At 71.7% G+C, this 23,620-nt stretch carries 20 protein-coding genes; 4 read left to right on the top strand and 16 right to left on the bottom strand.

What is annotated here, in order from left to right:
- Positions 1–16: 16 nt before the first annotated feature.
- The gene (locus ACFWV2_RS12410) at positions 17–292 is read right to left on the bottom strand and encodes a hypothetical protein (RefSeq protein WP_360784679.1); all 276 of its coding nucleotides are present in this window, start codon (positions 290–292) and stop codon (positions 17–19) included.
- Between the two features lie 202 nt (positions 293–494).
- On the opposite strand from ACFWV2_RS12410, the gene ACFWV2_RS12405 reads away from it, so the two are divergent.
- The gene (locus ACFWV2_RS12405; RefSeq protein WP_384404957.1) at positions 495–2,126 is read left to right on the top strand and encodes a beta-N-acetylhexosaminidase; all 1,632 of its coding nucleotides are present in this window, start codon (positions 495–497) and stop codon (positions 2,124–2,126) included.
- A gap of 282 nt (positions 2,127–2,408) precedes the next feature.
- Here ACFWV2_RS12405 and ACFWV2_RS12400 read toward each other — a convergent pair whose 3' ends face one another.
- From ACFWV2_RS12400 to ACFWV2_RS12360, 9 genes are all read right to left on the bottom strand, one after another.
- Positions 2,409–4,208 carry an IucA/IucC family protein gene (locus ACFWV2_RS12400; protein ID WP_384404956.1) on the bottom strand — a complete coding sequence of 600 codons (1,800 nt, stop codon included), beginning with the start codon at positions 4,206–4,208 and terminating at the stop codon, positions 2,409–2,411.
- Complete coding sequence (locus ACFWV2_RS12395; RefSeq protein WP_360784665.1) at positions 4,205–4,735, bottom strand: GNAT family N-acetyltransferase; 531 nt, start codon at positions 4,733–4,735, stop codon at positions 4,205–4,207. Before ACFWV2_RS12395 ends, ACFWV2_RS12400 begins: the two co-directional genes overlap by 4 nt.
- On the bottom strand, positions 4,732–6,015 hold the full coding sequence (locus ACFWV2_RS12390) for a lysine N(6)-hydroxylase/L-ornithine N(5)-oxygenase family protein (protein ID WP_384404955.1): 1,284 nt from the start codon (positions 6,013–6,015) through the stop codon (positions 4,732–4,734). Before ACFWV2_RS12390 ends, ACFWV2_RS12395 begins: the two co-directional genes overlap by 4 nt.
- On the bottom strand, positions 6,002–7,441 hold the full coding sequence (locus ACFWV2_RS12385) for a pyridoxal phosphate-dependent decarboxylase family protein (protein WP_384404954.1): 1,440 nt from the start codon (positions 7,439–7,441) through the stop codon (positions 6,002–6,004). The genes ACFWV2_RS12390 and ACFWV2_RS12385 overlap by 14 nt, the downstream gene beginning before the upstream one ends.
- Positions 7,442–7,585: 144 nt before the next feature.
- Positions 7,586–8,434 (bottom strand): siderophore-interacting protein, encoded by an 849-nt coding sequence (locus tag ACFWV2_RS12380; RefSeq protein WP_384404953.1) that lies wholly within the window; start codon positions 8,432–8,434, stop codon positions 7,586–7,588.
- Between the two features lie 220 nt (positions 8,435–8,654).
- A complete protein-coding gene (locus tag ACFWV2_RS12375; protein ID WP_384404952.1) occupies positions 8,655–9,815 on the bottom strand; it encodes an acyl-CoA dehydrogenase family protein in 1,161 nt (386 codons plus the stop codon).
- An 8-nt stretch (positions 9,816–9,823) separates the two neighbouring features.
- Complete coding sequence (locus tag ACFWV2_RS12370; protein WP_384404951.1) at positions 9,824–10,759, bottom strand: hydroxymethylglutaryl-CoA lyase; 936 nt, start codon at positions 10,757–10,759, stop codon at positions 9,824–9,826.
- A complete protein-coding gene (locus ACFWV2_RS12365; RefSeq protein WP_384404950.1) occupies positions 10,756–12,684 on the bottom strand; it encodes a biotin carboxylase N-terminal domain-containing protein in 1,929 nt (642 codons plus the stop codon). The genes ACFWV2_RS12370 and ACFWV2_RS12365 overlap by 4 nt, the downstream gene beginning before the upstream one ends.
- A 14-nt stretch (positions 12,685–12,698) precedes the next feature.
- A complete protein-coding gene (locus ACFWV2_RS12360; RefSeq protein WP_360784644.1) occupies positions 12,699–14,306 on the bottom strand; it encodes a carboxyl transferase domain-containing protein in 1,608 nt (535 codons plus the stop codon).
- Between the two features lie 86 nt (positions 14,307–14,392).
- On the opposite strand from ACFWV2_RS12360, the gene ACFWV2_RS12355 reads away from it, so the two are divergent.
- Entirely contained in the window at positions 14,393–14,980 is a 588-nt protein-coding gene (locus tag ACFWV2_RS12355) for a TetR/AcrR family transcriptional regulator (RefSeq protein ID WP_384404949.1), read from the top strand.
- Between the two features lie 51 nt (positions 14,981–15,031).
- Here ACFWV2_RS12355 and ACFWV2_RS12350 read toward each other — a convergent pair whose 3' ends face one another.
- From ACFWV2_RS12350 to ACFWV2_RS12325, 6 genes are all read right to left on the bottom strand, one after another.
- A complete protein-coding gene (locus ACFWV2_RS12350) occupies positions 15,032–16,069 on the bottom strand; it encodes a TauD/TfdA family dioxygenase (RefSeq protein WP_384404948.1) in 1,038 nt (345 codons plus the stop codon).
- 66 nt (positions 16,070–16,135) lie between these two features.
- Positions 16,136–17,110 carry a HesA/MoeB/ThiF family protein gene (locus ACFWV2_RS12345; RefSeq protein WP_384404947.1) on the bottom strand — a complete coding sequence of 325 codons (975 nt, stop codon included), beginning with the start codon at positions 17,108–17,110 and terminating at the stop codon, positions 16,136–16,138.
- A complete protein-coding gene (locus ACFWV2_RS12340; protein ID WP_384404946.1) occupies positions 17,107–17,994 on the bottom strand; it encodes a hypothetical protein in 888 nt (295 codons plus the stop codon). The genes ACFWV2_RS12345 and ACFWV2_RS12340 overlap by 4 nt, the downstream gene beginning before the upstream one ends.
- On the bottom strand, positions 17,991–19,202 hold the full coding sequence (locus tag ACFWV2_RS12335) for an acyl-CoA dehydrogenase family protein (RefSeq protein ID WP_384404945.1): 1,212 nt from the start codon (positions 19,200–19,202) through the stop codon (positions 17,991–17,993). The genes ACFWV2_RS12340 and ACFWV2_RS12335 overlap by 4 nt, the downstream gene beginning before the upstream one ends.
- A gap of 43 nt (positions 19,203–19,245) precedes the next feature.
- Positions 19,246–19,566 (bottom strand): hypothetical protein, encoded by a 321-nt coding sequence (locus ACFWV2_RS12330; RefSeq protein ID WP_360784626.1) that lies wholly within the window; start codon positions 19,564–19,566, stop codon positions 19,246–19,248.
- A 419-nt stretch (positions 19,567–19,985) separates the two neighbouring features.
- The gene (locus ACFWV2_RS12325; protein WP_384404944.1) at positions 19,986–21,428 is read right to left on the bottom strand and encodes an MFS transporter; all 1,443 of its coding nucleotides are present in this window, start codon (positions 21,426–21,428) and stop codon (positions 19,986–19,988) included.
- A 114-nt stretch (positions 21,429–21,542) separates the two neighbouring features.
- Between ACFWV2_RS12325 and ACFWV2_RS12320 the strand changes: the two genes are divergently transcribed.
- Positions 21,543–21,962, top strand: a complete 420-nt coding sequence (locus ACFWV2_RS12320; protein ID WP_384404943.1) for a MarR family winged helix-turn-helix transcriptional regulator — start codon at positions 21,543–21,545, stop codon at positions 21,960–21,962.
- Positions 21,963–22,207: 245 nt separating this feature from the next.
- A complete protein-coding gene (locus ACFWV2_RS12315) occupies positions 22,208–23,602 on the top strand; it encodes a BTAD domain-containing putative transcriptional regulator (protein ID WP_384404942.1) in 1,395 nt (464 codons plus the stop codon).
- Positions 23,603–23,620 lie beyond the last annotated feature (18 nt).

The following is a 23,620-nucleotide window of genomic DNA, read 5'->3' as shown; positions in this document are numbered from 1 at the left end:
TCTGTGATGGTGCTTCTCAGCCGTAGACGATGCGGCGCAGTTGCCGGAGCGAGAGCTCCGGTGGCGCCACCGCCCGGTGCGGCAGCTCCGCCGCGATCCGTTCGAAGATCTCGGTGTTCACCGCGCCGCCGGACTGCAGTTCGCGATGGCGGCGGCGGACGAACTCCTCGGCCGTCTCGTCGAAGTACGCCAGCACGTCGAGCACCACCCGGGCGGCCTCACCGCGCTGGAGCGCGGTGCTGCGGACCAGATGGTCGACGAGGTCGTCGTGCGACGGGCGGCGTTCGAGCACCCGTGCATATTGATGGGTCCGGGCCGCCTTTCGCAAGAATCCTGCCCGATATCGGGCAGGAGGGTCATGATCGACGCGAAAATCGGCATCTTGGTCCAGACCTTGACGCGCGGCGCTGTCGGTGCCGCACACGGAGCGTGTCGCCGGATATACGTAATGACAGGACGACGGATGTGTTGATCACCCGAAGGGGACCATGCCTGTGAGACAGAGCCGCCGGATTCACCGCCTCATCGGATCCCTGCTCCTGGTCGCGGCCGCCGGAGTCGCCTGTGGCGAGTCCGCCGCCGACACCGGGACCGACGACGGAAAGGGAGCCGCCGCCGAACCCGAGGTGCGCCCCCTCGGCCGCATCGTGCCCGTACCCGCCTCCGTCACCCCCGACGGCGAGCCGTACGCCCTCACCCCCACCACCCGCATCGGCGTGGACGGCACCTCCCGCGAGACCAAGGCCATCGGCCGCTACCTCGCCGGCCTCCTCCGCCCCGCCACCGGCTACCCGCTGCCCGTCGTCGACGAGGCCGCCGCCGCCGGCGGCATCCGGCTCCGCCTCAGCCCCGGCGACACCGCGCTCGGCGAGGAGGGCTACCGGCTCCGCTCCGCGCCCGACGGCCTCACCCTCACCGCCCGCGAGCCCGCCGGACTCTTCCGCGGCGTCCAGACCCTGCGCCAGCAGCTGCCCGCCGCCGTCGAGAAGGACTCCGTACAGCCGGGCCCCTGGAAGATCGCGGGCGGCACCATCACCGACACCCCGCGCTACGCCTACCGGGGCGCCATGCTCGACGTCTCCCGCCACTTCTTCACCGTCGACGAGGTGAAGCGGTACATCGACCAGCTCGCCCTCTACAAGATCAACACCCTCCACCTCCACCTCACCGACGACCAGGGCTGGCGCATCACCGTCGACTCCTGGCCCCGGCTCACCAGCCACGGCGGCTCCACCGAGGTCGGCGGCGGCCCCGGCGGCTTCTACACCAAGGAGCAGTACCGGGAGATCGTCCAGTACGCCGCCTCCCGCTACCAGGAGGTGATCCCCGAGATCGACATGCCGGGCCACACCTTCGCGGCCCTCGCCTCCTACGCCGAACTCAACTGCGACAACATCGCGCCGCCCCTCTACACCGGCATCAAGGTCGGCCTCAGCTCCCTGTGCGTGCCCAAGGAGATCACCTACGACTTCGTCAACGACGTCATCCGGGAGATCGCCGCCCTCACCCCCGGCCGCTACCTCCACATCGGCGGCGACGAGGCCCACTCCACCCCCCACGCCGACTACGTGGCCTTCATGGACCGGGTACAGCCGGTCGTCGCGCAGTACGGCAAGAAGGTCGTCGGCTGGCACCAGCTGACGAGCACCACGCCCGCCGAGGGCGCCCTCGTCCAGTACTGGGGCCTCGACCGCACCCCCGCCGCCGAGAAGGAACGGGTCGCCGCCGCCGCGCGCAACGGCACCGGCCTGATCCTCTCGCCCGCCGACCGCACCTACCTCGACATGAAGTACACCAAGGACACCCCGCTCGGCCTCGCCTGGGCCGGACACGTCGAGGTACGCGAGTCGTACGACTGGAACCCGGCCACCTACCTGCCGGGCGCGCCGGAGAGCGCCGTCCGCGGCGTCGAGGCCCCGCTCTGGACGGAGACCCTGTCCACCACGGCCGACCTCGACGTCATGGCCTTCCCCCGCCTCCCGGGCGTGGCCGAACTGGGCTGGTCCCCGGCGGAGACCCACGACTGGAACACGTACAAGACCCGCCTCGCGGAACAGGCACCGCGCTTCGAGGCGCTGGGCATCGACTTCTACCGGTCACCGCAGGTGCCTTGGCCGGCGGGGTAGCCCGTACGGAGACGTGAGACGCCCGGCCGGGGAAGCCCCGGCCGGGCGTTTCGTATGAGCGCGGCGGTCAGACGGCGCCGAGCCCGCTGTCCTTGACACGCCGAGTGCTTTCCCGCGGCTGCCTGTGGGAAGTGGCGTCGTCCAGGGGTACTACTCCAAAGCGCAGCAGTACGTGTCGCGTGCGCTCATCGCGTGTCCGCGTGAGGAAGGGGACTCCTGTCCCTACGGGGCATGGACGCGAGCCCCGCCGGAGGACCGTACTCCGGTGGGGCTCGCGTCGGTTCAGGAGGTGGGTCGGGCGAAGCGGGCCAGGGGGTTGGCCAGGTCGCCGATCAGTTGGAGGGCCGCCGACGGGTCCGCGAGGTCGACCATCTGCTTGTTGTTGCGGAGCTGGAGGCGGTTCAGGGCCGACAGGGCGAACGTTTCCGCGAACATGTCGTACTGGGCGAACCTGTCCGCCAGCTCCGGCTTCGACTCCTCGTAGGCGCGCACGCACTCCGCCACCGTCCGCCAGAAGTCGTCCTCCGCGAGGACGCCCTCCGTCGCCAGGGTCGCGCCCAGGAAGCGGAAGAAGCAGTCGAAGACGTCCGTGAAGACCGAGAGGAGCTTCATGTCCTCCGGGATCTCCGCGCGGACCCGCTCCACCGCCGGCGGCAGGACCGCCGTCGGGTCCATGACGACGATCTCCTCGGCGATGTCCTTGAAGATCGCCCGCGCCACCGCGCCGCGCTCGTCGAGGACCAGGATCACGTTCTCGCCGTGCGGCATGAACGCCAGGTCGTAGGCGTAGAAGCTGTGCAGGACCGGGAGGAGGTAGGCGTCCAGGTAGCGGCGGAGCCATGCCGTCGGCTCCAGGCCCGACTCCTTGATCAGCGCGCCCGCGAACGACGCTCCCGCGTGGTCCACGTGGAGCAGCGAGGCCATCGTCGCCAGCCGCTCGCCCTCGGCCAGGGACGGCACCGGGGACTCGCGCCAGAGCGCGGCCAGCATCTTGCGGTAGGGCGAGTACCGGTCGGTCGCGGCCTCGTACTCCAGGTGCCGGTAGCCGACGGCCGCCCGCTCGCGGATGATCGAGAACCGGGCCGACCGGAAGGTCGGGTCCGACTCGATGAGCTGGTGCAGCCAGTCGTTGATGGCCGGGGTGGCCTCCATGTACGCGGCCGAAAGACCCCGCATGAAGCCCATGTTCAGGACCGACAGGGCCGTCTTCACATAGTGCTTCGTCGGGTCCGAGGTGTTGAAGAACGTACGGATCGACTGCTGCGCCAGATACGTGTCGTCGCCCTCGCCCAGGTAGACGAGGCGCTGCTGCGCCACCTCGGCGGCGAAGGTGACCGACAGCTTGTTCCACCACTGCCAGGGGTGGCAGGGCATGAGGAGGTAGTCGGCCGGGTCCAGACCGCGGGCGGTCAGGGTCGCGGCGAAGCCGTCCACCGTCGCGTCGCCGAGCTCGGCGCGGACGAACGTCTCGTACTCGATGTCCGCGCCCGCGGTGAACGCGGCGCGGTCGCGGCGCGCCGCGAGCCAGATCAGGTGGATGTCGCCGGCGGCCTCGGGGGCGTACGCGCGGAACTCGTCGACGCCGAAGCCGAGGCGCCCGTTGTTGGCGACGAAGCAGGGGTGGCCCTCGGTCATCCCGGTCTCGATCGCCTGGAAGCCGGCGTGGGCCAGCTCGGCGGCGGTCACCCGCGGCTTGGTCGACTTGTAGGCCGTTCCGGCGAGGGTGGAGGAGATCTCCTCCAGGTAGACCGGCAGGACCTCGTCGCTCAGGCCGAGGGCGCCGCGGAGTTCGGTGATGAACTGGAGCGCGTCGAGCGGGAGCTGCTCGTCCCCCCGGTGGCGGCTGATCGACTCGGCGTAGACCTGCCAGTGGTCGAGGGCGAACCGGTCCGCGGTGAAGCGGTACTCGGTCGTGCCGTCGTCGGCGAGGACCGCGTAGCGGCTCTCGCCCAGCTCGCGCGGGTGGATCAGCCGCTCGTGGGCGAACTCGGCGAGGCCCTTGCGGATCAGGGCGCGGTTGGCGTCGGCCCAGCGCTCGGGGGTGAGGTGGGCGACGGGGTCGCGGCGGTCGACGGTGCTCATACGGCGGCTCCCACGGCGGCCTCGAACTGCGCGCGGGTGCAGAAGCTCAGCAGGGCCTTCTTCTCCGGCTTCTGGATCTCCCGCTCGGGCACGAAGCCGACGGCGGCGTTGAGCGCGTGGACGGCCTCGTTGGCGACGTCGGGCTCGACGACCACGCGTACGGTCGCCGGGTCCGCGAACAGCTCCGCCATGACGGCGGTGATCACGGTCCGGGTGAAGCCGTGCACGGGGGTGTCGGTGGGCGCGACGAGGAAGTGCATGCCGACGTCACCCGGCTGCGGCTCGTAGAGCCCGACCAGCTCCAGCTCCGCCGGGTCGTACCGCTCCATCAGGAAGGACGGCTCGCCGTCGACCAGGCCGATGAAGGCGTCGTGGTGCGGGTGGGCGGTGATCGCCGTGTACTCGCGCTCGACGTCCTGGAGCGTCGCGCCCTGCATCATCCAGAAGGCGGCCTTGGGGTGGGTGACCCACGGGTGGATCAGCCGGGCGTCCTTCGACGGGTCGAAGGGACGTATCGATACGGTCATGCCGCGAACTCCTGGAAAGCGATGGTCTTCTCTACGGGGTAGTAGTCGTATCCCAGCATCGCCCCGATGATGTACGCGTTGCGGTACGCCCCCATGCCGAGGTCGGGCGAGGTGATCGAGTGGGTGTGCACGCCGGCGTTCTGCAGGAAGACCCCGCGGCCGGTGGTGTCGATCGCGTAGTTGCGGGCCACGTCGAAGCGGCCCTGGCCGTCCCAGTTGAGGCGGTCGCGGACGGGTTCGAGGAAGGCGGGGACGGCGTACTTGTACCCGGTGGCGAGGATCAGGCCCTCGGTGTCCAGGGTGAAGTCCTTCTCCTGCTCCTCCTGGCGGAAGCCGAGGGTGTACGTGCCGCTGGTGTCGTCGTACGCGGCGGCGTGCAGCGCGGAGTTGGTGAGGAGCCGGGTGGGCACGGGGCCGTTCAGGTTCTTCTGGTAGAGCAGGTCGAAGATGGCGTCGATCAGCTCGCCGTCGATGCCCTTGAAGAGACCCTTCTGCTGGGTCTCCAGGCGGTAGCGGGTCTGCTCGGGCAGCGCGTGGAAGTAGTCCACGTACTCCGGGGAGGTCATCTCCAGGGTGAGCTTGGTGTACTCCAGCGGGAAGAAGCGCGGGGAGCGGGTCACCCAGTTCAGCCGGTAGCCGTGGACGTCGATCTCGCTGAGGAGGTCGTAGTAGATCTCGGCGGCGCTCTGGCCGCTGCCGACCAGGGTGATGGACTTCTTCTTCTGGAGCTCCGCCTTGTTCGGCAGGTAGCGCGAGTTGTGGATGAGGTCGCCGCCGAGGCCCCGGCAGGTCTCGGGGACGTACGCGGGGGTGCCGGTGCCGAGGACGAGCCGACGCGAGCGGAACGTTTCTCCGGACTCGGTGGACACCTCGTACACCTCGGCGGTCCCGTCGAAGGTCACGGAGGCGACGGTGGTCGAGAAGCGGACCGAGGAGAGCTTCCCGGCGGCCCAGCGGCAGTAGTCGTTGTACTCGGTCCGCAGCGGGTAGAAGTTCTCCCGGATGTAGAACGAGTACAGCCGGCCCTTCTCCTTCAGGTAGTTGAGGAAGGAGTACGGCGAGGTGGGGTCGGCCATCGTGACCAGGTCCGACATGAACGGGGTCTGGAGATGGGCGCCTTCGAGGAACATCCCCGAGTGCCACTCGAAGTCCGGCTTCGACTCCAGGAAGAGGCCGTTCAGCTCGTCGATCGGCTCGGTCAGGCAGGCGAGTCCGAGATTGAACGGACCGAGCCCGATGCCGATGAAGTCGTACGTCTCGGGCGTCTCAGGCGTGGACAAGGTTCTCTCCCAGGTACTGCTCGGCGTGGCCGGCGATCAGATCGAGGACGGCGGCGATGTCGGCCGTGGTCGTCTCGGGGTTGAGCAAGGTGAACTTGAGGTACTGGCGGCCGTCGACCTTGGTCCCGGCGACGACGGCCTCGCCCGAGGCGAACAGGGCCTTGCGGGCGTGCAGATTGGCCCGGTCGATGTCCTCGGGGGAGGTGACGGCCGCCGGGATGTAGCGGTAGACGAGGGTGGAGAGCTGCGGCTCGACCACGACGTCGTAGCGCGGGTCGGCGGCGAGCAGCGCGAAGCCCTCGGCGGCCAGGTCGCAGACCTCGTCGAAGAGCTGCCCGACTCCGTCGGCGCCCATCACGCGCAGGGTCATCCAGAGCTTGAGGGCGTCGAAGCGGCGGGTGGTCTGGAGCGACTTGTCGACCTGGTTGGGTATGAGCTCGGCCACCGTGCGCAGCGGGTTCAGGTAGTCCGCGTGGTAGGTCGCGTGGCGCAGGGTGGCTCCGTCGCGGACCAGGACGGCCGAGGAACTCACCGGCTGGAAGAAGGACTTGTGGAAGTCGACGGTGACCGAGTCGGCCCGCTCGATGCCGTCCAGGAGGTGGCGGCGGGTCGGGGAGGCGAGCAGTCCGCAGCCGTAGGCGGCGTCGACGTGCATCCAGGCGCCGTACTCGTCGGCCAGGGCGGCGATCTCGGTCAGCGGGTCGATGGAGCCGAAGTCGGTGGTGCCGGCGGTGGCGACGATCGCCATCGGCACGAGGCCCTCGGCGCGGCAGGCCGCCAGCTCGGCGGCGAGGACGACGGACTGCATTCGCTTGTCGCGGTCGACCGGGATGGAGACGACGGCGTCGTTCCCGAGCCCGAGGAGGGTGGCCGACTTCTGGACGCTGAAGTGGCTGCACTCGGAGGAGAAGATCCGGAGCCTGGACAGGTCGTCCGTCTTGGCCTCCTCGCGGGCGAGGAGCAGGGCCTGCAGGTTGGACTGCGTGCCGCCGCTGGTGAACACGCCGTCCGCGGCGGGGCCGAGGCCGATGCGGCCGGTGGTCCAGTCGATGAGCTTGCGCTCGATCAGGGTGCCGCCCGCGCTCTGGTCCCAGGTGTCGAGAGAGGAGTTGACCGCCGAGAGGACGGCCTCGCCCAGGACGGCGGGGATGACCACCGGGCAGTTGAGGTGGCCCAGGTAGCGGGGGTGGTGGAAGTAGACGGCGTCGCGGAGGTAGACGCTCTCCAGCTCGTCGAGGGCGGCGGAGGAGTCGCCGAGCGGCCGGTCGAGGTCGACGGCGTCGATGACGGGGGCGAGCTCGGCGGGCGTCACACCGGTGAACGGGCCCCGCGTGGACGCGAGTTTGGCCGCCACGCGCTCGACCCCTTCGGTGACGGAGCGGCGGTAGCTCTCCGCCGTGGCGTCATTGAGCAGGTGGGAGCGCATGTGGGGGGCCTCCGGACAGCAGAGAGGGACGAGGGGGCGATGCGTTATTAGGTTAGCCTAACCTAATAACGCATCGCAACGCCCCCTCGCCCCTCTCAGGTCACGCCCGGTGAACGGAAGTTGAACGTCCGGATGGAGGGACGCCTACGCGTCCTCCTGCGTCTCGTCCGGGACCTCGCGCAACGCGTCCTCGGAAAGCCCCTTGCGCCAGTAGCCGACGAACGTCACCCGGCGCCGGTCGAGTCCGAGATCCCGCACGAAGTACCGTCGCAGCGCCTTCACCGCCCCGGACTCGCCGGCGATCCAGACGTACGGGGCCTCACCCGGCAGCTCGACACCGCGCACCGCCTCCACGGCGGACGGCGCCCCCTCCTCCCGTACGAGCCAGGTGACCGTCGCGTCGGCCCGCGTCGCCAGTTCCATGCGGTCGCCCGCGTACGGCACTTCGAGGAACACCCGGGCGCGGGTCTCGGCGGGCAGCCACTCCAGGATCGCGGAGGCGGCCGGGAGCGCCGTCTCGTCCGCCCAGATCAGGACGGAGTCGGCGTCCTCGGGCAGCCGGAAGCGGACGCCGGTGTTCTCGGCGATCGCGGGGCCGAGGACGATCACCTGGTCACCGGGCCTGGCGCGCCCGGCCCAGCGGCAGGCGGGGCCGCCGTCCTCGTGGACGGCGAAGTCGATGTCGACCTCGGCGGGTTCGGTGCGCTGCTCGCGGACGGTGTACGAGCGCATGACGGCACGCTCGTCGTCCGGCATCGCCCGCCAGGCGCCCAGGATCGCGTACATGTCCGGGTCGTCCAGCGGGGGCAGGACGGGCGCCCCCTGGCCGGGGTGCGGCAGGAAGAGGGAGAGCGACTGGTCCCGGCCGCCGGCGGCGAAGCCCTTCAGGTCGTCCCCGGTGAAGGTGACCCGGACCAGGGACGGGCCGAGCCGCCGGGTCCGGTCGACCTGGAGGCGGAAGAACTGGAAGGGGGCGGTCTCGGCGTGCGTCATGGGGCAGGACACCTTTGCGGTACGGGCGAGGGCGCTCCGAGGGGAGTCGAAGATAGGTTAGCCTAACCTCATGACGGAGGGTAAGGGCGGGGGCCTTGCCGGAAGGTGAGAGCGAGCCGACGGCGAGGGCGGGGGCTCCTGGCCGACCCGCCGGACGCGCCGACACGGCCGAGCCCGCCGCCCGGGAAGGGGCGACGGGCTCCGCGTACCGGAGGAGCTCTCAGGCCTGGAGACCCAACTCCCGTGCGATCAGCATCCGCTGGACCTCGCTCGTGCCCTCGCCGATCTCCAGGATCTTCGAGTCGCGCCACATCCGGGCCACCGGGTACTCGTTCATGAAGCCGTAGCCGCCGTGGATCTGGGTCGCCTCACGCGCGTTGTCCACCGCCACCGTGGAGGAGTACAGCTTCGCGATCGCCGCCTCCTTCTTGAACGGCTCGCCCAGGACGAGCCGCGAGGCCGCGTCCCGCCAGCCGATCCGCGCCATGTGGGCCCGTGTCTCCATGTCGGCGATCTTGAACTGGATGGACTGGTTGTCCCCGATCGGGCGGCCGAAGGCGTGACGTTCCTTCGCGTACTTCACCGACTCGTCGACACAGCCCTGCGCGAGTCCCGTCGCGAGCGCCGCGATGGCGACCCGGCCCTCGTCCAGGATCCGCAGGAACTGCGCGTACCCACGGCCCTCCTCGCCGAGCAGGTTCCCCGCCGGCACCCGGACGTCGTCGAAGGACAGCTCGCGGGTGTCCGAGGCGTTCCAGCCGACCTTGGAATAGGGGGCGGCGACCGTGAAGCCGGGGGTGCCGGACGGCACGATGATCGAGGAGATCAGCGGACGGCCGTCAGGCTTGCGGCCGGTGACCGCCGTGACCGTCACCAGACCCGTGATGTCCGTGCCGGAGTTGGTGATGAAGCACTTCGAACCGTTGATCACCCAGTGGTCGCCGTCGCGGACGGCGGTCGTACGGGTCCCGCCCGCGTCCGAACCGGCGCCCGGCTCCGTCAGGCCGAACGCACCGAGCATCTCGCCCGAGGTCAGCTTGGGCAGCCACTCCCGCTTCTGCTCCTCCGTACCGAAGAGGAACACCGGCATCGCACCGAGGGAGACGCCCGCCTCCAGGGTGATCGCGACGGAGGAGTCGACCCGGGCCAGCTCCTCCAGGGCGATGCCGAGTGCCAGGTAGTCGCCGCCCATGCCGCCGTACTCCTCGGGGAACGGCAGCCCGAACAGGCCCATGCGGCCCATCTCGCGGACGATCTCGTACGGGAACTCGTGCCGCTCGTAGAAGTCGCCGATCTTCGGCGCCACGACGTCGTGCGCGAACGCCTCGACGGTACGGCGGAGTTCCTCGTGCTCTGCGGTGAGCCGGTGGTCCAGGGACATGGGTGTCGTCACTCCTTGTGGGAGAGGGCGCGGACGGTACGGGAGGGGCTGGGCCGGCCCAGCTGTTCGGCCATCCACACGCTTGTGGCGGTGAGGGCGGCCAGATCGACTCCGGTCTCGATGCCGAGACCGTCGAGCATCCACACGAGGTCCTCGGTGGCGAGATTGCCGGTCGCGCTCTTCGCGTACGGGCAGCCGCCGAGACCGCCGGCGGAGGCGTCGACGGTGGTCACCCCGTGGCGCAGGGCGGTCAGGGTGTTGGAGAGGGCCTGGCCGTAGGTGTCGTGGAAGTGCACGGCGACCCGGGAGGCGGGGACCCCGGCCCCGTCCAACTCCCGGAGCAGCCGGGCGACGTGCCCCGGGGTGGCGACCCCGATGGTGTCCCCGAGGCTCAGCTCGTCACAGCCCATGTCGGCCAGCGCCCTGGTGACCCGGACGACCTGCTCGATCGGGACGGCGCCCTCCCAGGGGTCGCCGAAGCACATCGAGAGGTAGCCGCGCACGCGGAGGCCCGCCTCTATGGCGCGGGTGACGGTCGGCGCGAACAGCGCGAGGGATTCGTCGACGGTCCGGTTCAGGTTGGCCTTCGCGAAGGACTCGGTGGCGGAGGCGAACACGGCGATCTCCCGGACGCCGAGGGCGAGCGCCCGGTCGAGACCGCGCTCGTTCGGCACGAGCGCCGGGAGGCGCACCGGCAGGTCGCGGACGAGCGGGAACAGGTCCTCCGCGTCCGCCAGCTGGGGCACCCACTTCGGGTGCACGAAGCTGGTCGCCTCGACGGTGGAGAGGCCGGCGGCGGCGAGCCGCCGGATGAACTCCGCCTTCACGGCGGTCGGGACGGCCGTCTTCTCGTTCTGCAGCCCGTCCCGGGCGCCGACCTCGTGGATCCGGACCCGCGCCGGCAGCGCGGGATCGCTCACGGTCATGGGCAGGCCCGTGGTCATGACTCCTCCCGGGGGGCGACGACGGCCAGGATCTGGTCCATGGCGACGGTGCTGCCGGGCGTGACGTCCAGCTCCGTGACGGTGCCGGCGTGCGGGGCGGAGATGACGTGTTCCATCTTCATCGCCTCGACGACGAGCAGACTCTGCCCGGCCTCCACCTCGTCCCCGACCGCCACCTTGACGACGGTCACGGTCCCCGGCATCGGCGCGGCGAGCGTGTCGGCCCCGCCGTGCCGGGCGCCGGACAGCGCGGCCTCCACCGGGTCGTGGTCCAGGACGTGCCAGGAGTCGCCGTCACGGCCGAGCCAGTCGCCGCCGCGGTGGAAGTGATGGGTCAGCCCCTCCACGGTGACCGTCACCGCGGACTCCGTGACCCTGGCGCCGGTCGGCGCCTCCACCATGACCGGTTCGTGTCCCGGTACCCGCAGACCGAAGGGCAGCGGAGCCGGACGGCCGCCGAGACGCCAGCCGCTCGGCGCCGAGAACGGGTCCGACCAGCCGTCCCGCGCGACCGGGGCCAACCTCGCGAGCCGTACGGCGGCCGCCGCGGCGTACACCTCGTCCGGCACGCCCTGCGGGACCAGGCTCTCCGCGTCCCGCTCCACCAGACCCGTGTCCAGGGCCCCGGAGACGACGTCGGGGTGGGCCAGGAGCCTGCGCAGGAAGCCCGCGTTCGTCGGGACGCCCAGGGTGACCGTGTCCGCCAGGGCCGCGCGCAGCTTGCGCAGCGCCGTGGGGCGGTCCTTGGCGTGGACGATGACCTTCGACAGCATGGGGTCGTACAGGCTGCCGACCTCCGTGCCCTCGCTCAGACCCGAGTCCGTGCGGACCCCGTCCCCCTGCGGCTCCCGCAGGGCCAGGACCGTGCCGCCCGACGGCAGGAAGCCCCGCGACGGGTCCTCCGCGCACAGCCGGGCCTCGATCGCCCAGCCGTCCAGACGGATGTCGTCCTGCGCGAAGGGCAGCGGCTCGCCCGCCGCCACCCTCAGCTGCCACTCGACCAGATCGACACCGGTGATCAGCTCGGTCACCGGGTGCTCGACCTGGAGGCGGGTGTTCATCTCCATGAAGTAGTACGAGGCGGGGTCGCCGCCCGGGACGATGAACTCGACCGTGCCCGCGCCCACATAGCCGCAGGACCGCGCCGCCTCCACCGCCGCCGCACCCATCGCCGCCCGGATCTCCGGGGTGAGCAGGACGCTCGGCGCCTCCTCGATGATCTTCTGGTGGCGCCGCTGGAGCGAGCACTCGCGCTCACCCAGGTGGACCACGTTCCCGTGGGCGTCCGCCAGGACCTGGATCTCGATGTGCCGGGGCCGGTCGATCCACCGCTCCACGAGCAGCGTGTCGTCACCGAACGAGGAGCGGGCCTCACGTCGGGCCGCCGCGATCTCGTCCTCCAGGACCGCGAGGTCCCGGACGAGCCGCATGCCCTTTCCGCCGCCGCCCGCGCTCGGCTTCAGGAGCACGGGCGCGCCCAGCTCGCGCGCGGCCTCGGCCAGTTCGGGATCGGCCGCGCCGGGCACGACGGGCACGCCCGCCGCCTTCACGGTCTCCTTCGCCCTGATCTTGTCGCCCATCAGGGAGATCGCGGGGGCCGGAGGGCCGATGAAGACCAGGCCCGCGTCCGCGCACGCCTGCGCGAAGCCCGCGTTCTCCGCGAGGAAGCCGTAACCCGGGTGGACGGCCTGGGCGCCGGTCCGCCGTGCCGCTTCGAGCAGCGCGGGGACGGACAGATACGACTCGGCGGCCGGCGGAGGACCGATCCGTACCGCCGTGTCCGCCTCCCGTACGTGCCGGGCGTCGGCGTCCGCGTCGCTGTACACGGCCACCGAGCGCACGCCCATCGCCCGCAGGGTGCGGATGACACGGACGGCGATCTCACCCCGGTTGGCCACGAGGACGGTGTCGAACATGCTCTGCATCTCCTGGGGGCCCCTCACATCCGGAAGACGCCGAACTGGGGGTCACCCAGGGGCGCGTTGGCACAGGCGGTCAGGGCGAGGCCGAGGACCTGCCGGGTCTCCAGCGGGTCGATGACCCCGTCGTCCCAGAGCCGGGCGGTCGCGTAGTAGGCGTTGCCCTGGCTCTCGTACTGCTCGCGGATCGGGGCCTTGAAGGCCTCTTCCTCCTCCGCGCTCCACCCGTCACCGAGCTGGTCGCGCTTGACGGTGGCGAGGACCGACGCGGCCTGCTCGCCGCCCATGACCGAGATCTTGGCGTTGGGCCACATCCACAGGAAGCGGGGGGAGTACGCCCGGCCGCACATCGAGTAGTTGCCCGCGCCGTACGAGCCGCCGACGACCACCGTCAGCTTCGGCACCCGGGTCGTGGCCACGGCCGTCACCATCTTCGCGCCGTGCTTCGCGATCCCGCCGTGCTCGTACGCCTTGCCGACCATGAACCCGGTGATGTTCTGCAGGAACACCAGCGGGATCCCGCGCTGGTCGCACAGCTCGATGAAGTGCGCGCCCTTCTGGGCGGACTCCGCGAACAGGATGCCGTTGTTGGCGACGATCCCGACCGGATGCCCGTGAATCCGGGCGAAACCGGTGACCAGCGTCTGCCCGTACTCGGACTTGAACTCCTGGAAACGGGAGCCGTCCACGACCCGGGCGATCACCTCGCGCACGTCGTACGGGGTACGGGAGTCCACCGGGACCGCGCCGTAGAGACCGTACGGGTCGACCTTCGGCTCCTCGACCGGCTCCACCGACCACGGCAGCGGGCCGCGCTCCGGGAGCGTGGCGACGATGTTCCGCACGATCCGCAGGGCGTGGGCGTCGTCCTCGGCCAGATGGTCGGTGACACCGGAGATCCGGGAGTGGACCTCGCCGCCGCCCAGCTCCTCCGCCGTGACGACCTCACCGGTCGCCGCCTTCACCAGCGGCGGACCGCCCAGGAAGATCGTCCCCTGGTTCCGTACGATCACGGCCTCGTCGCTCATCGCCGGGACGTACGCGCCGCCCGCCGTGCAGGAACCGAGGACCGCCGCGATCTGCGGGATGCCCGCGCCCGACATCCGGGCCTGGTTGTAGAAGATCCGGCCGAAGTGCTCCCGGTCCGGGAAGACCTCGTCCTGCATCGGCAGGAAGGCGCCGCCCGAGTCGACCAGATAGAGGCAGGGGAGACGATTCTCCAGCGCCACCTCCTGGGCCCGCAGGTGCTTCTTCACCGTCATCGGGTAGTACGTGCCGCCCTTGACGGTCGCGTCGTTCGCGACGATCACGCACTCGCGCCCGCCGACCCGGCCGATGCCGGCGATGACCCCGGCCGCCGGGGCCTGGTCGCCGTACATCCCGTGCGCCGCGAGCGGGGCCAGCTCCAGGAAGGGCGACCCCGGGTCGAGAAGGGTGTCCACCCGGTCCCGGGGCAGCAGCTTGCCGCGCGCGGTGTGCCGGGCCCGGGACTTCTCACCCCCGCCCAGCGCGGCCGCCGCGAGTTTGGCGCGCAGGGTCGCGGCCAGCTCGTGGTGCGCCGCCTCGTTCGCCTGCCAGGCCGCCGATGCGGGATCCGCCGCACTCGTCAGCACAGGTGCCTGCTGCATCCCTCGAGCTCCCTTGCTCGGTTAATGAGCGTTAACGTATGTCGCTCAGGTTAACGACCGCTAACCGGGTTGTCTAGAATCGCATCATGACCACGACCGCCAGGACCGACGCCCCGACGCGACGCGAGCAGATCCTCAGGGAGGCCGCCCGCCTCTTCGCCGAACGAGGCTTCCACGGCGTGGGCGTCGACGAGATAGGGGCCGCCGTCGGCATCAGCGGCCCCGGCCTCTACCGGCACTTCCCCGGCAAGGACGCGATGCTCGCCGAACTCCTCGTGGGCATCAGCGAGCGGCTCCTCGACGGCGGGCGGATGCGGGCCGGCGCGGTTACCGGCGACCCCGAGGCCCTGCTCGGCTCCCTCATCGACGGGCACATCGACTTCGCCCTCGACGACCGGCCGCTCATCACCCTGCACGACCGCGAGCTCGACCGGCTCAAGGACGAGGACCGCAAGCGGGTACGGCAGCTCCAGCGGCAGTACGTCGAACTGTGGGTGACGGTGGTGCGGGAGCTGTACCCCGACGCGGCCGAGAGCGAGGTGCGGACGGCGGTCCACGCCGTGTTCGGCCTGCTCAACTCGACCCCCCACCTGGGTGTCCCGCTGGGCCGCTCCGAGATGGAACGCCTCCTCAGGAACCTGGCCCACGGCGCCCTCGGCGCACTGGCGGCCTGACATGCCGATGTCCGGGCCCGCACATCTGTGCGGGCCCGGACATCGGCAGTGTCAGACGGCCGCCATGACGGGCGTCGGAGCGGGCGCGGTGACCGGTTCGTGGCTCCGGCCCTCACCGAGGTGGCCGAGGACCGGCCGCAGGTCGGCCAAGGCGAAGGAACGTCGCAGCCAGCGGTCCTCGCCGTCGTACCGCGGGGTGAAACCGGTGCGGCCGTGCACCGTCCGCCGGTTGTCGAGGATGATCAGCTCGCCCGGCCGGAGGACGATCCCGCGCAGCGCGTCGAGCATCGCCCCCTGAAGCGTGGCCAGGGCGTCGCGGGCCCCGGGGGTCACGCCGACCGTGCCGTGGAAGTCCACCCGCAGGTCCGGGTCGTGAGCGGGGCCGGAGAGGACCGGCATCGGCGGGGTCAGCACCTCCTCGTCGGTGTCGTGCACGAAGGAGCTGGAGAACCGGGTCCGGAACTCGGGCCGGCGCAGCGTCTCGATGGTCCGCGCGTCGAGGGTCGGCAGCACGTCCCCGATCCCCGAGGTGACGGTGGCGGCCACCCCGTCCCGGTCGCCACGCAGGCAGATCAGGCTCAGGAAGTGCGGGGCGGCCGGGTGGAAGCCGTCCTCCGTGTGCAGCTCCAGCAGGATGGAGCCGCTGTTCTCCTGGCGCGCCTCGGCCCCGCGCTTGGGGCTGACGTCCTGGACGAGGTCGCCGTTCTTCTCGTCGCTGTAGGAGATCGAGCGGCCGAGCACGGACATCACCATGAGCTGCGCGACCGTCGCCACCGCGACCTCGGTCCAGGCGGGTTCGTCCTCCACCCGGTCCGGGGTGGGGGGCAGCGCGCCGACGGGCAGGCCGCGCAGCAGCAGGGTGCCGCTCTCGTTCCCCCGGTCGCGGAAGGAGATGAGGGCGCGGCGGACGTGCGCGGGCAGGGCGGCGGCGGCGAGCTCCACGGCGTGCAGCAGGTCGGTGCCGTGCAGGGAGTGGCCGGCGTACTCGTCGGCGATCCTGAGGGCGGACGCCTCGACGATCTCCGCCTCGGTCCCGCTCAGCACGATGCCGGTCGCACGCGCGTCGGCGTACGCGAATTCTTTTCTCATGCGTCCTTTCCTTCTCTGCGTCCTGCTCCGTGTCCTTCTCTGTCCTTCGTTCCGCCCGGGCGCCGGTCAGGCCGCCCGTTCGGTGCGCCGGGCCGCCCGGTAGACGGCCCCCGGGGCGAAGCCCCGCCAGGCCTGCTCGGGCGGCAGCTTCCGCAGGAAGCGGGCCTTCTCCCAGTGACGGCTCACCCGGTTGGCGGCCCGGCGACCGGGTGCCAGGGCGATGTGGTGGACGTCGACGGCGACCGTGCGCGGCACGTTCTCGCCGGCCACCAGCTGGTTGACCATGTGCACGGCGAGCGACCCGAACTGGGTGGCCGCCTCGGTCAGCTGCGGGACGCTGTAGTCGGGCCTGCCGAGGCCGCGGCGCAGCTCCCGGTACATCTCGCCGGGGATGTGGCCGCGCGGGGCGATCCGGAAGATCACCTCCCAGGTGCCGAGCCGTTCCGCGTCCTCCGCCAGCAGCTGGCCGTCGAAGATCCGCCGGACCAGCCGGTAGTCGAAGCACTGGGCGGCGAGCATGCCGGCCATGTCCCAGCCGGTGACCAGCGGCTTGCGCTGGCGGCACGCCTCCTGGTGGAGGGCGACCTTGGCGAGCAGTCCCGACCGGGTCGTGACGTCGACGCCGTCGACGATCACCTCGGCGCGGCGGACGAGCTCGCGGACGTTCTCCGGGGTGATGCCCTCGGGTACGACCTCGGCCCGGACATGCGGGTTGATGGCGCGCAGGGCGGCGGCGCCCACCTCGGCCTTGTTGCGGCCGAGGTCGTCGACGGTGGCGTGCTGCCGGTTGAGGTTGTTCAGTTCGTAGGTGCCGACGTCCGCGAGGACGAAGTCGCGGTACCCCATGCGGCCGAGCGGCTGGACGGTGGCGCCGCCGATGGAGCCGCAGCCGGCGATGAGCAGCGGCGCGTGCCGGATGCGGTCCTGGAGGTCGGCGGGGACGAGGCCGCGGTTGCGCTGGGTCAGCGAGGCGTAGAAGTCCTCCTCGGCCAGTTCGCGGGCCTCCGTGGGCGTGCCGACGTCGGGCGGTGCGGCGTTCATGACCGGGCCTCCCGGAAGGCGGTGAGCCGGGCGCCGACCGAGCCGGGCTCCCCGGACACGAGGATCGCGTCGAGGTGCGCGAGGGTGGGACGCAGGGCGCCCTCGTCGGTGAGGACGAAGGGGTACGAGCGCTGCTGCTGGCCCCACATCGGCGCGAACAGGTCCTCGGGGTCCGAGGGCCGCGCGGGCACGTCGAGCATGCGCGCCGCGAAGCCGAGCAGGCCCAGTTGGTGGATGGCGACCCCGGGCTTGCCGTCGCCGACGACGGCCGCGCCCTCCTCGGCGAGGGCCCGGACGCAGCCCTCCGCCCAGCCCCGGTAGACCCACCAGGGGACGGAGGCGCCGGCCTGGGAGCGTTCCATGGCGTAGTCGCGGACCAGGCGCTTGCCCTCCCGGACGTGGGCGGCGGGGGTGGCGGTGCCGAGGTGGTCGGCGAGCCGGAGCTCGTAGTCGCGCTCGACGGCGAAGGGGTGGTGGCCCGGGTCGCCGAGGAGGGTGCCGGCCGGGCCGCGGGCGGCGACCAGGGTGCCGTACCCGCGCAGCCGGCCGGTCTCCGCCTCGACGACCAGGGTGTGCTGGTCGGTGAGCGCGGACACGTCGTAAGGCTCCGCGTCGAGGCCACGCGCGGCGGCGGCCTCCTCGTTGACCCAGCCCCGCTGGAGGTACTGGGCGAGGCGGAAGCGGTAGACGTCCGCGAGGTACGGGGCGGGCAACTGCGCGCCGCGGACGGTGAGGGTGAGGAGGCCTTCCGGGCTCGCGGCCCGGAAGAGCGGCTCGCCCTCGACGACGGAATCCAGGTCGGGCAGGACGATCGCCCGGGTGGTGCGCAGGAGGCTGACCCGGTACTCGGTCAGCTCGGCGGTGGAGGCCGGGGCGGTGGTCATCGGACCTCCGGGAGGCCGAAGAGCTCGCCGGTGACGACCAGGGCGAGAGCCTCGGGGCTGCCCTCGTAGATGCGGGGGCCGTAGGCGTCGCGGAGGACCCGGTCCATGCCGTCCTCACGCTGGAAGGCGGCGGCGCCGATGAGGGACATGGCGGCGTCGGCGTTGTCGATGGCGGCGCGGTCGGCGACCATCTTGGCGACGGCCGGTTCGTAGGCCGGGGTGGGGATGACGGTGTCGGCTTTGAGCACCGCGTCCAGGTAGAGGGCGCGGGAGGCGGAGACGCGCGCGGCCATGTCGGCCAGCTTGCGGGCGGACATCTGGTGCTCGAAGAGGAGCTTGCCGCCCTGGCGGCGGGTGCCGGCCCAGGCGACGGCGCGGTCCAGGGCGTGGCGGGCGATGCCGGTGGCGACGGCGGCGCAGGTGACGCGGGTGAGGTTGCCGATGGCGACGTTGAGGTCCCAGCCGCCGCGCTCGTCGCCGAGCACGTTCTCCTCGGGTACGCGCGCGCCGTCGAGGATCAGCTCGCCGGCCGGTGCGGTGCGGTAGCCGACCTTGTCGTGGATCTCGCCGCGGGTGACGCCGTCCTGCTCCAGGTCCGTGACGAAGCAGGTGAGGCCTGTGGAGCCCGGGGCGTCCTCCAGGTTCGCCATGATCGTTGCGTAGGTGGCGACCGGGGCGTTGGTGATGTACCGCTTGGTGCCGGTGAGGAGGTACTCGCTGCCGGAGCGGCGGGCGACGGTCATGTCCTGGGCGTACGGCGCGTGCTGAGGCAGGACCAGGTCGGTGCCGTTGCGCTCCTCGGCGACGGCGTTGCAGGCGAGGACGGGCTCCGGGCCGAGGAACTTCGGCAGGTACTTCTCCTGCAGCGCGGGCTTCTCGCAGATGAGCAGCGGGGTCTGGAAGAGTCCCGTGGCCCCGAAGACCAGTGCCATGCCGGGGTCGGCGGCGGCCAGTTCCTCCAGGGTGAGGGCGATGCCCAGCTGGCTGAGGCCCAGGCCGCCGAATTCGCGGGGGATGGCCATGCGGAGCAGTCCGAGGGCGTGGCCCTTGCGGACGGTCTCCCAGTCGACCTGGCCCTTCTCGATGCGGTCGCGTTCGGCGGCGCCGGGGGCGACCTCGTCCCGGGCGAAGGCGGTGACCTCGCGCAGGATGCCGGCATCGGTGGCGTCGAGCAGCGGGTGGTCGGCCGGGTTGTGCGTGTACGTCATGGTGATTCCTTGTCTGAGGGGTGCGGGGCCCGGGGCGCTGGGGTCAGCCCGCGAGGGAGAAGGTCGTCAGGGCCTGGCCGACGGCGAAGGTCTGCATGACGGGGCCGCGGGCGGTGACGCGGCGGGAGGTCACGGTCCGCAGGAACGTGCGGCGGCCGGCGGTGAGGTCCAGCAGGTCGGCGTGGGTGATGCCGAGGACGTGGGTGGGCTCGTCCTCGGTGACGGCGCCCTGCGGGTCGAGCGTGAACTCGGCGTCCGGGTCGGAGATCACGAAGCGGACGGTGGCGCCGGTGGCCTGCCAGGCCGCGGAGGACCTGGCGGCCTCGGACAGGGTGCGGGAGATCTCTTCGGGCGAGATGGCCATGCGGAATTCCTTCGCTCTGGGAGGGCGGGGAGAGAGGGGCGGGATCCGGTCGCGGTCTCCGCGGTCACGGGACCCGTGGGCGGAGCCGGTGACGGAGTCCCGCCGGGGGGCTGACACAGCCGCCGCCCCCTCGGACGAGTTCGACGTTACCGATCGGTAGCGAAGCCTGTCCACGATGTAAAGCGAGGGTCCATGGCGGGGGAATCGGTCATCCAGTCGCCGGTAATCGGCCATCCATCGGGGGGAGTTGGACAGTTTGCGCAACCCGCGGTAACCCCCGGAAACGCCGAGTGGGCCTGCGGCCGGGGGAGCCGCAAGCCCACGTTCGGGGAGGGGAGGGGAGGGGGAGGGAGGGGAGATGTGACGGTGTGACAGGGCGGCGCCGGAGGACGCCAGGGAGTTGCGGGACCGCTCCTCGGCTACGCGGCCGCCGGCTGCTCGTCGCGGGTCAGATGGCGCAGTGCGAGGGCGATGACGATGGCGACCGCCGAGCAGACCGCGAGGGCGAGGAAGCCGTTGGCGACGCCGGAGGTGGTCGCGGCCGAGGCGGAGGCACCCTCCTTCAGGCGCCCGTCGACGGAGGTCGCGAGGACGGTGCCGATCACGGCGATGCCCAGGGCGGCGCCGCTCTCGTTGAAGGTGTTCAGCAGGCCGGAACCGACGCCCGCCTCTTCCACCTTGACGTGCGCGGTACCGATGCCGAACAGCGGGACGAAGCAGGCCGGCAGGCCCGCGCCGATGGCGGCGAGCGCCACGACGGTCAGCCAGACCGAGTCGGTGCCGGTGGCGAGGAACCCCGTGCCGACGAGCTGGAGCGCGGCGCCCGCCGCGTACATCCCGCCGAGACCCAGCGCGCCGGCGAGCACCGGGGCGACCAGGGCGACGACGAGGGCGGCGAGACCCATGGGCAGCAGCGAGAGGCCGGTGACGAAGGCGCTCATCCCATGGACCTGCTGGAAGTACATGCTGGCGAGGAAGGAGCTGCTGATCATCACGCTGGCGACGAGGAGCAGGCCGATGCTGGACAGCCAGTAGGTGGGCTTGCGCAGCAGGTGCAGCGGGAGCAGCGGGTCGTCCTTGCCCAGCTCCATGAAGGTCACCAGGGTCAGCAGGACCACGGCGGCGCCCAGGCTGATCCAGGCGGTGGGGTCACCGAAGCCCTCGTGGAGGCGGATCAGGCCGAAGGAGAGGGCGGCGAGTCCGGCGGTGGACACGACGGCCGAGGGGAAGCGGAGCCTGCGGCCCGAGGCGGTCCGGAGCGACGGCATGCTGCGCAGCGCGCCGACGAAGGCCGCGATGCTGACGGGGAGGTTGATCAGGAAGGCCCAGCGCCAGTTGATCGCGGTGACGATCAACCCGCCGAGCACCACGCCGATCGTGGCCCCGATCACGCCGAGGCCGCTCCAGGCGGTCAGCGCGATCTTGCGCTGCTCCTCGTCCTGGTAGACCTCCAGGATGATCGAGAGGGCGGCGGCGGAGAGCAGTGCGGCGCCCACGCCCTGCGCGGCGCGTCCGGCGACCAGCAGTTCCTGGTTGCCCGCGATGCCGCAGAGCGCGGAGGCCACGGCGAAGAGGGTGAGGCCGGTGAGGAAGGTGCGCCGCCTGCCGAAGACGTCCGACACGCGGCCACCGAAGAGGAGCAGGCTGCCGAACATCAGGACGTAGGCACTGATCGTCCACTGCAGGCTCGTCTGGTCGGCGGGCAGGTCCGCGCCGATGGTGGGCAGGGCCACGTTCACGACCGTCGAGTCGAGCATCACCATCAACTGCGCGACGCCGACCACGACGAGGGTGGTCCAGGGCGCCTTGGCCGGCGCGTCCTGCGCCTGCTCGGTGGGGGGTGCCAGCGTCTGCTCGGTCACCGGGTCTCCTCGCTCGAAAGAATCTGATCCATGCGAATGCATCGAACCGCTTCGGCACACTACATTCATGCGCACGCATAGACAAGGGAGTGAAGGGAACCTAGTATCGGAGAGGTGACGGATACAGCTCTGACCGACCGATGGATGGCCGTGATCCGCGCCGGCGCGCAGATCGTCCAGGCGGCGGAACGCCGGCTCTCCGACGAGTACGGCCTGTGCACCAGCGCCTTCGAGATCATGGACGTCATGGCACGGGAGGACGACTGGATCCGGGCCGGGGAGCTGAGCGCCCGCGCCGCCCGGAGCCAGCCCCAGGTCTCCCGCCTGCTGGCGCAGATGGTGACCGCGGGGTACGTGGAGCGCCGGCCCTGCGCCAATGACCGGCGCGGCTTCGACGTCCGCCTCACCGCATCCGGCAGGCGGCTCTTCGGCCGGTCCACCGTCACCATGGAGGAGCTGCTGCGCGAGCTCTCCGAGGCGAGTCCCGAGGTGCGCGGGGTGCTCGGCGCCCCGAGGGACCGATCTGACGCATAGTTGCCAGGGGCACCCTTCGAACGCGTACTCACTGGTAGCCTCCGGGCGTCGACGCCCCGGGGCCGCCTTTCACGTCCGTGATCGCAGGGCCCGGGAGGCGACATTCCGGGGGGAATCAGGGCCCGTGCGCGCACGGGCCACGACAGGGCGCCGCGCACCGGCGCCCTCGGCATGCCGACCCCCGGGGAACCACCGGCACCGGAACCGTCTCCGGTGCCACACGCTCCTACCAGGGAGCGACCGACATGGGGGAAAACATCGTGCTGAGCCAACCCGTCCTGCCACCGAAACCCGTCGCCGCCCCGCCCGCCCGGGGCCTCGCGCACGCCGCCGCCCCACCGGGACGCGCGCCCGGCGGCCCCGCGCGCCCGCCCCGCATACGCCCGCCCGTCATGACCGAACGCGGTGTCTCCTTCCGCCTCCTCGGACCCCTGGAGATCGCGACGGCGAACGGCCGGCTGCCGCTCAAGGGCATGAACCAGCGGCTCGTCCTCGCCTTACTGCTCCTCCACGCCAACCACGTCGTGCCCACCACCGACCTGATGGACGTGCTCTGGCCGGACGGCCGTCCGCCCGCCACCGGTCGCAAGAGCCTTCAGAACACCATCTCGGGCCTCCGCGGCGTCCTGGCACGCGGCGGCGTCCCCGAGCACATCGCCTCCCTGACCAGCGAGGGCTCCGGCTACATGCTCAAGACGGCCCCCGAGAACCTCGACCTGACGCGCTTCCGTCTCCTCGCCGACAAGGGACGGGACGCGCTCGCCGCCGGGGACGCCGAGGAGGCCGCCCGGCTGCTGCGCGGCGCCCTCGGACTGTGGCGCGGCCGCGCCCTGGCGGAACTCGCCGAAGCCGGCCTCGACTGGCCCCAGACGACTGCAGCCGACGGAGCCCGGCTGCACGCCCTCGAGGAGTACTGCGAGGCCGAACTCGCCAACGGGCGACCGCACGAGGTCATCCGGCGACTGGAGGGCGTGGCCGCCGCCGACCCCTCCCGGGAGCGCACCCAGCGGCTGCTGATGACCGCCCTCTACCGCTCCAGCCGCCGCGACGACGCCCTGCGCGCCTACGAACGGCTCCACCGGCAGCTGCGGGACGATCTCGGCGCCGCCCCCAGCCGGGAGCTCCAGGACCTGCACGGCGCCATCGTCCGCCAGGACCCCCTCCTCACCCCGGGCGGGACCCCCGCCCCGCGCGGCAGCGGGCCCCGCCCGTCCGCCGACCCCGAACTCGACCTCCTGCACGCCCTCCTGGACCTGGTCCGCCGACAGAACCGCCCGCACGTCGTCGCCCTCACCGGCGACGCCGAGGAGCGCCAGGCCGCCCTCGTCGCCCGGCTGATGAGCGGGCTCGAACAGGACGACCGGGCCGCCGTCTGGCACGTGCAGCCAGGACCCGAGGGCGCCGACCTCGCCCACGACCTGCGGGCCGCGCTGCGCCGGGCCACCCCCGAACGGCCCATGGTGGCCGTCGCGGAACACCTCCACCAGGCCGGACACCTCGTGCCCGAGTGCGTCGGGGACATCGTGACGGAGGCGGGCCGCACCCCGCTGCTCATCGTCCTCACCGCCCGCACCGGATCCCACGGCCTCTGGCCCGGTTGGGACAAGGCCGTCCCCCGGTTCACCACGATCACCGTCTAGGGTCCTTCGTACGGATCG

Origin of the sequence: Streptomyces sp. NPDC058671, from assembly GCF_042716475.1 — a bacterium.
GTDB lineage: Bacteria > Actinomycetota > Actinomycetes > Streptomycetales > Streptomycetaceae > Streptomyces.
The sequence above is the reverse complement of the archived record's forward strand: the minus strand, read 5'-3'. Positions and strand labels throughout refer to the sequence as shown.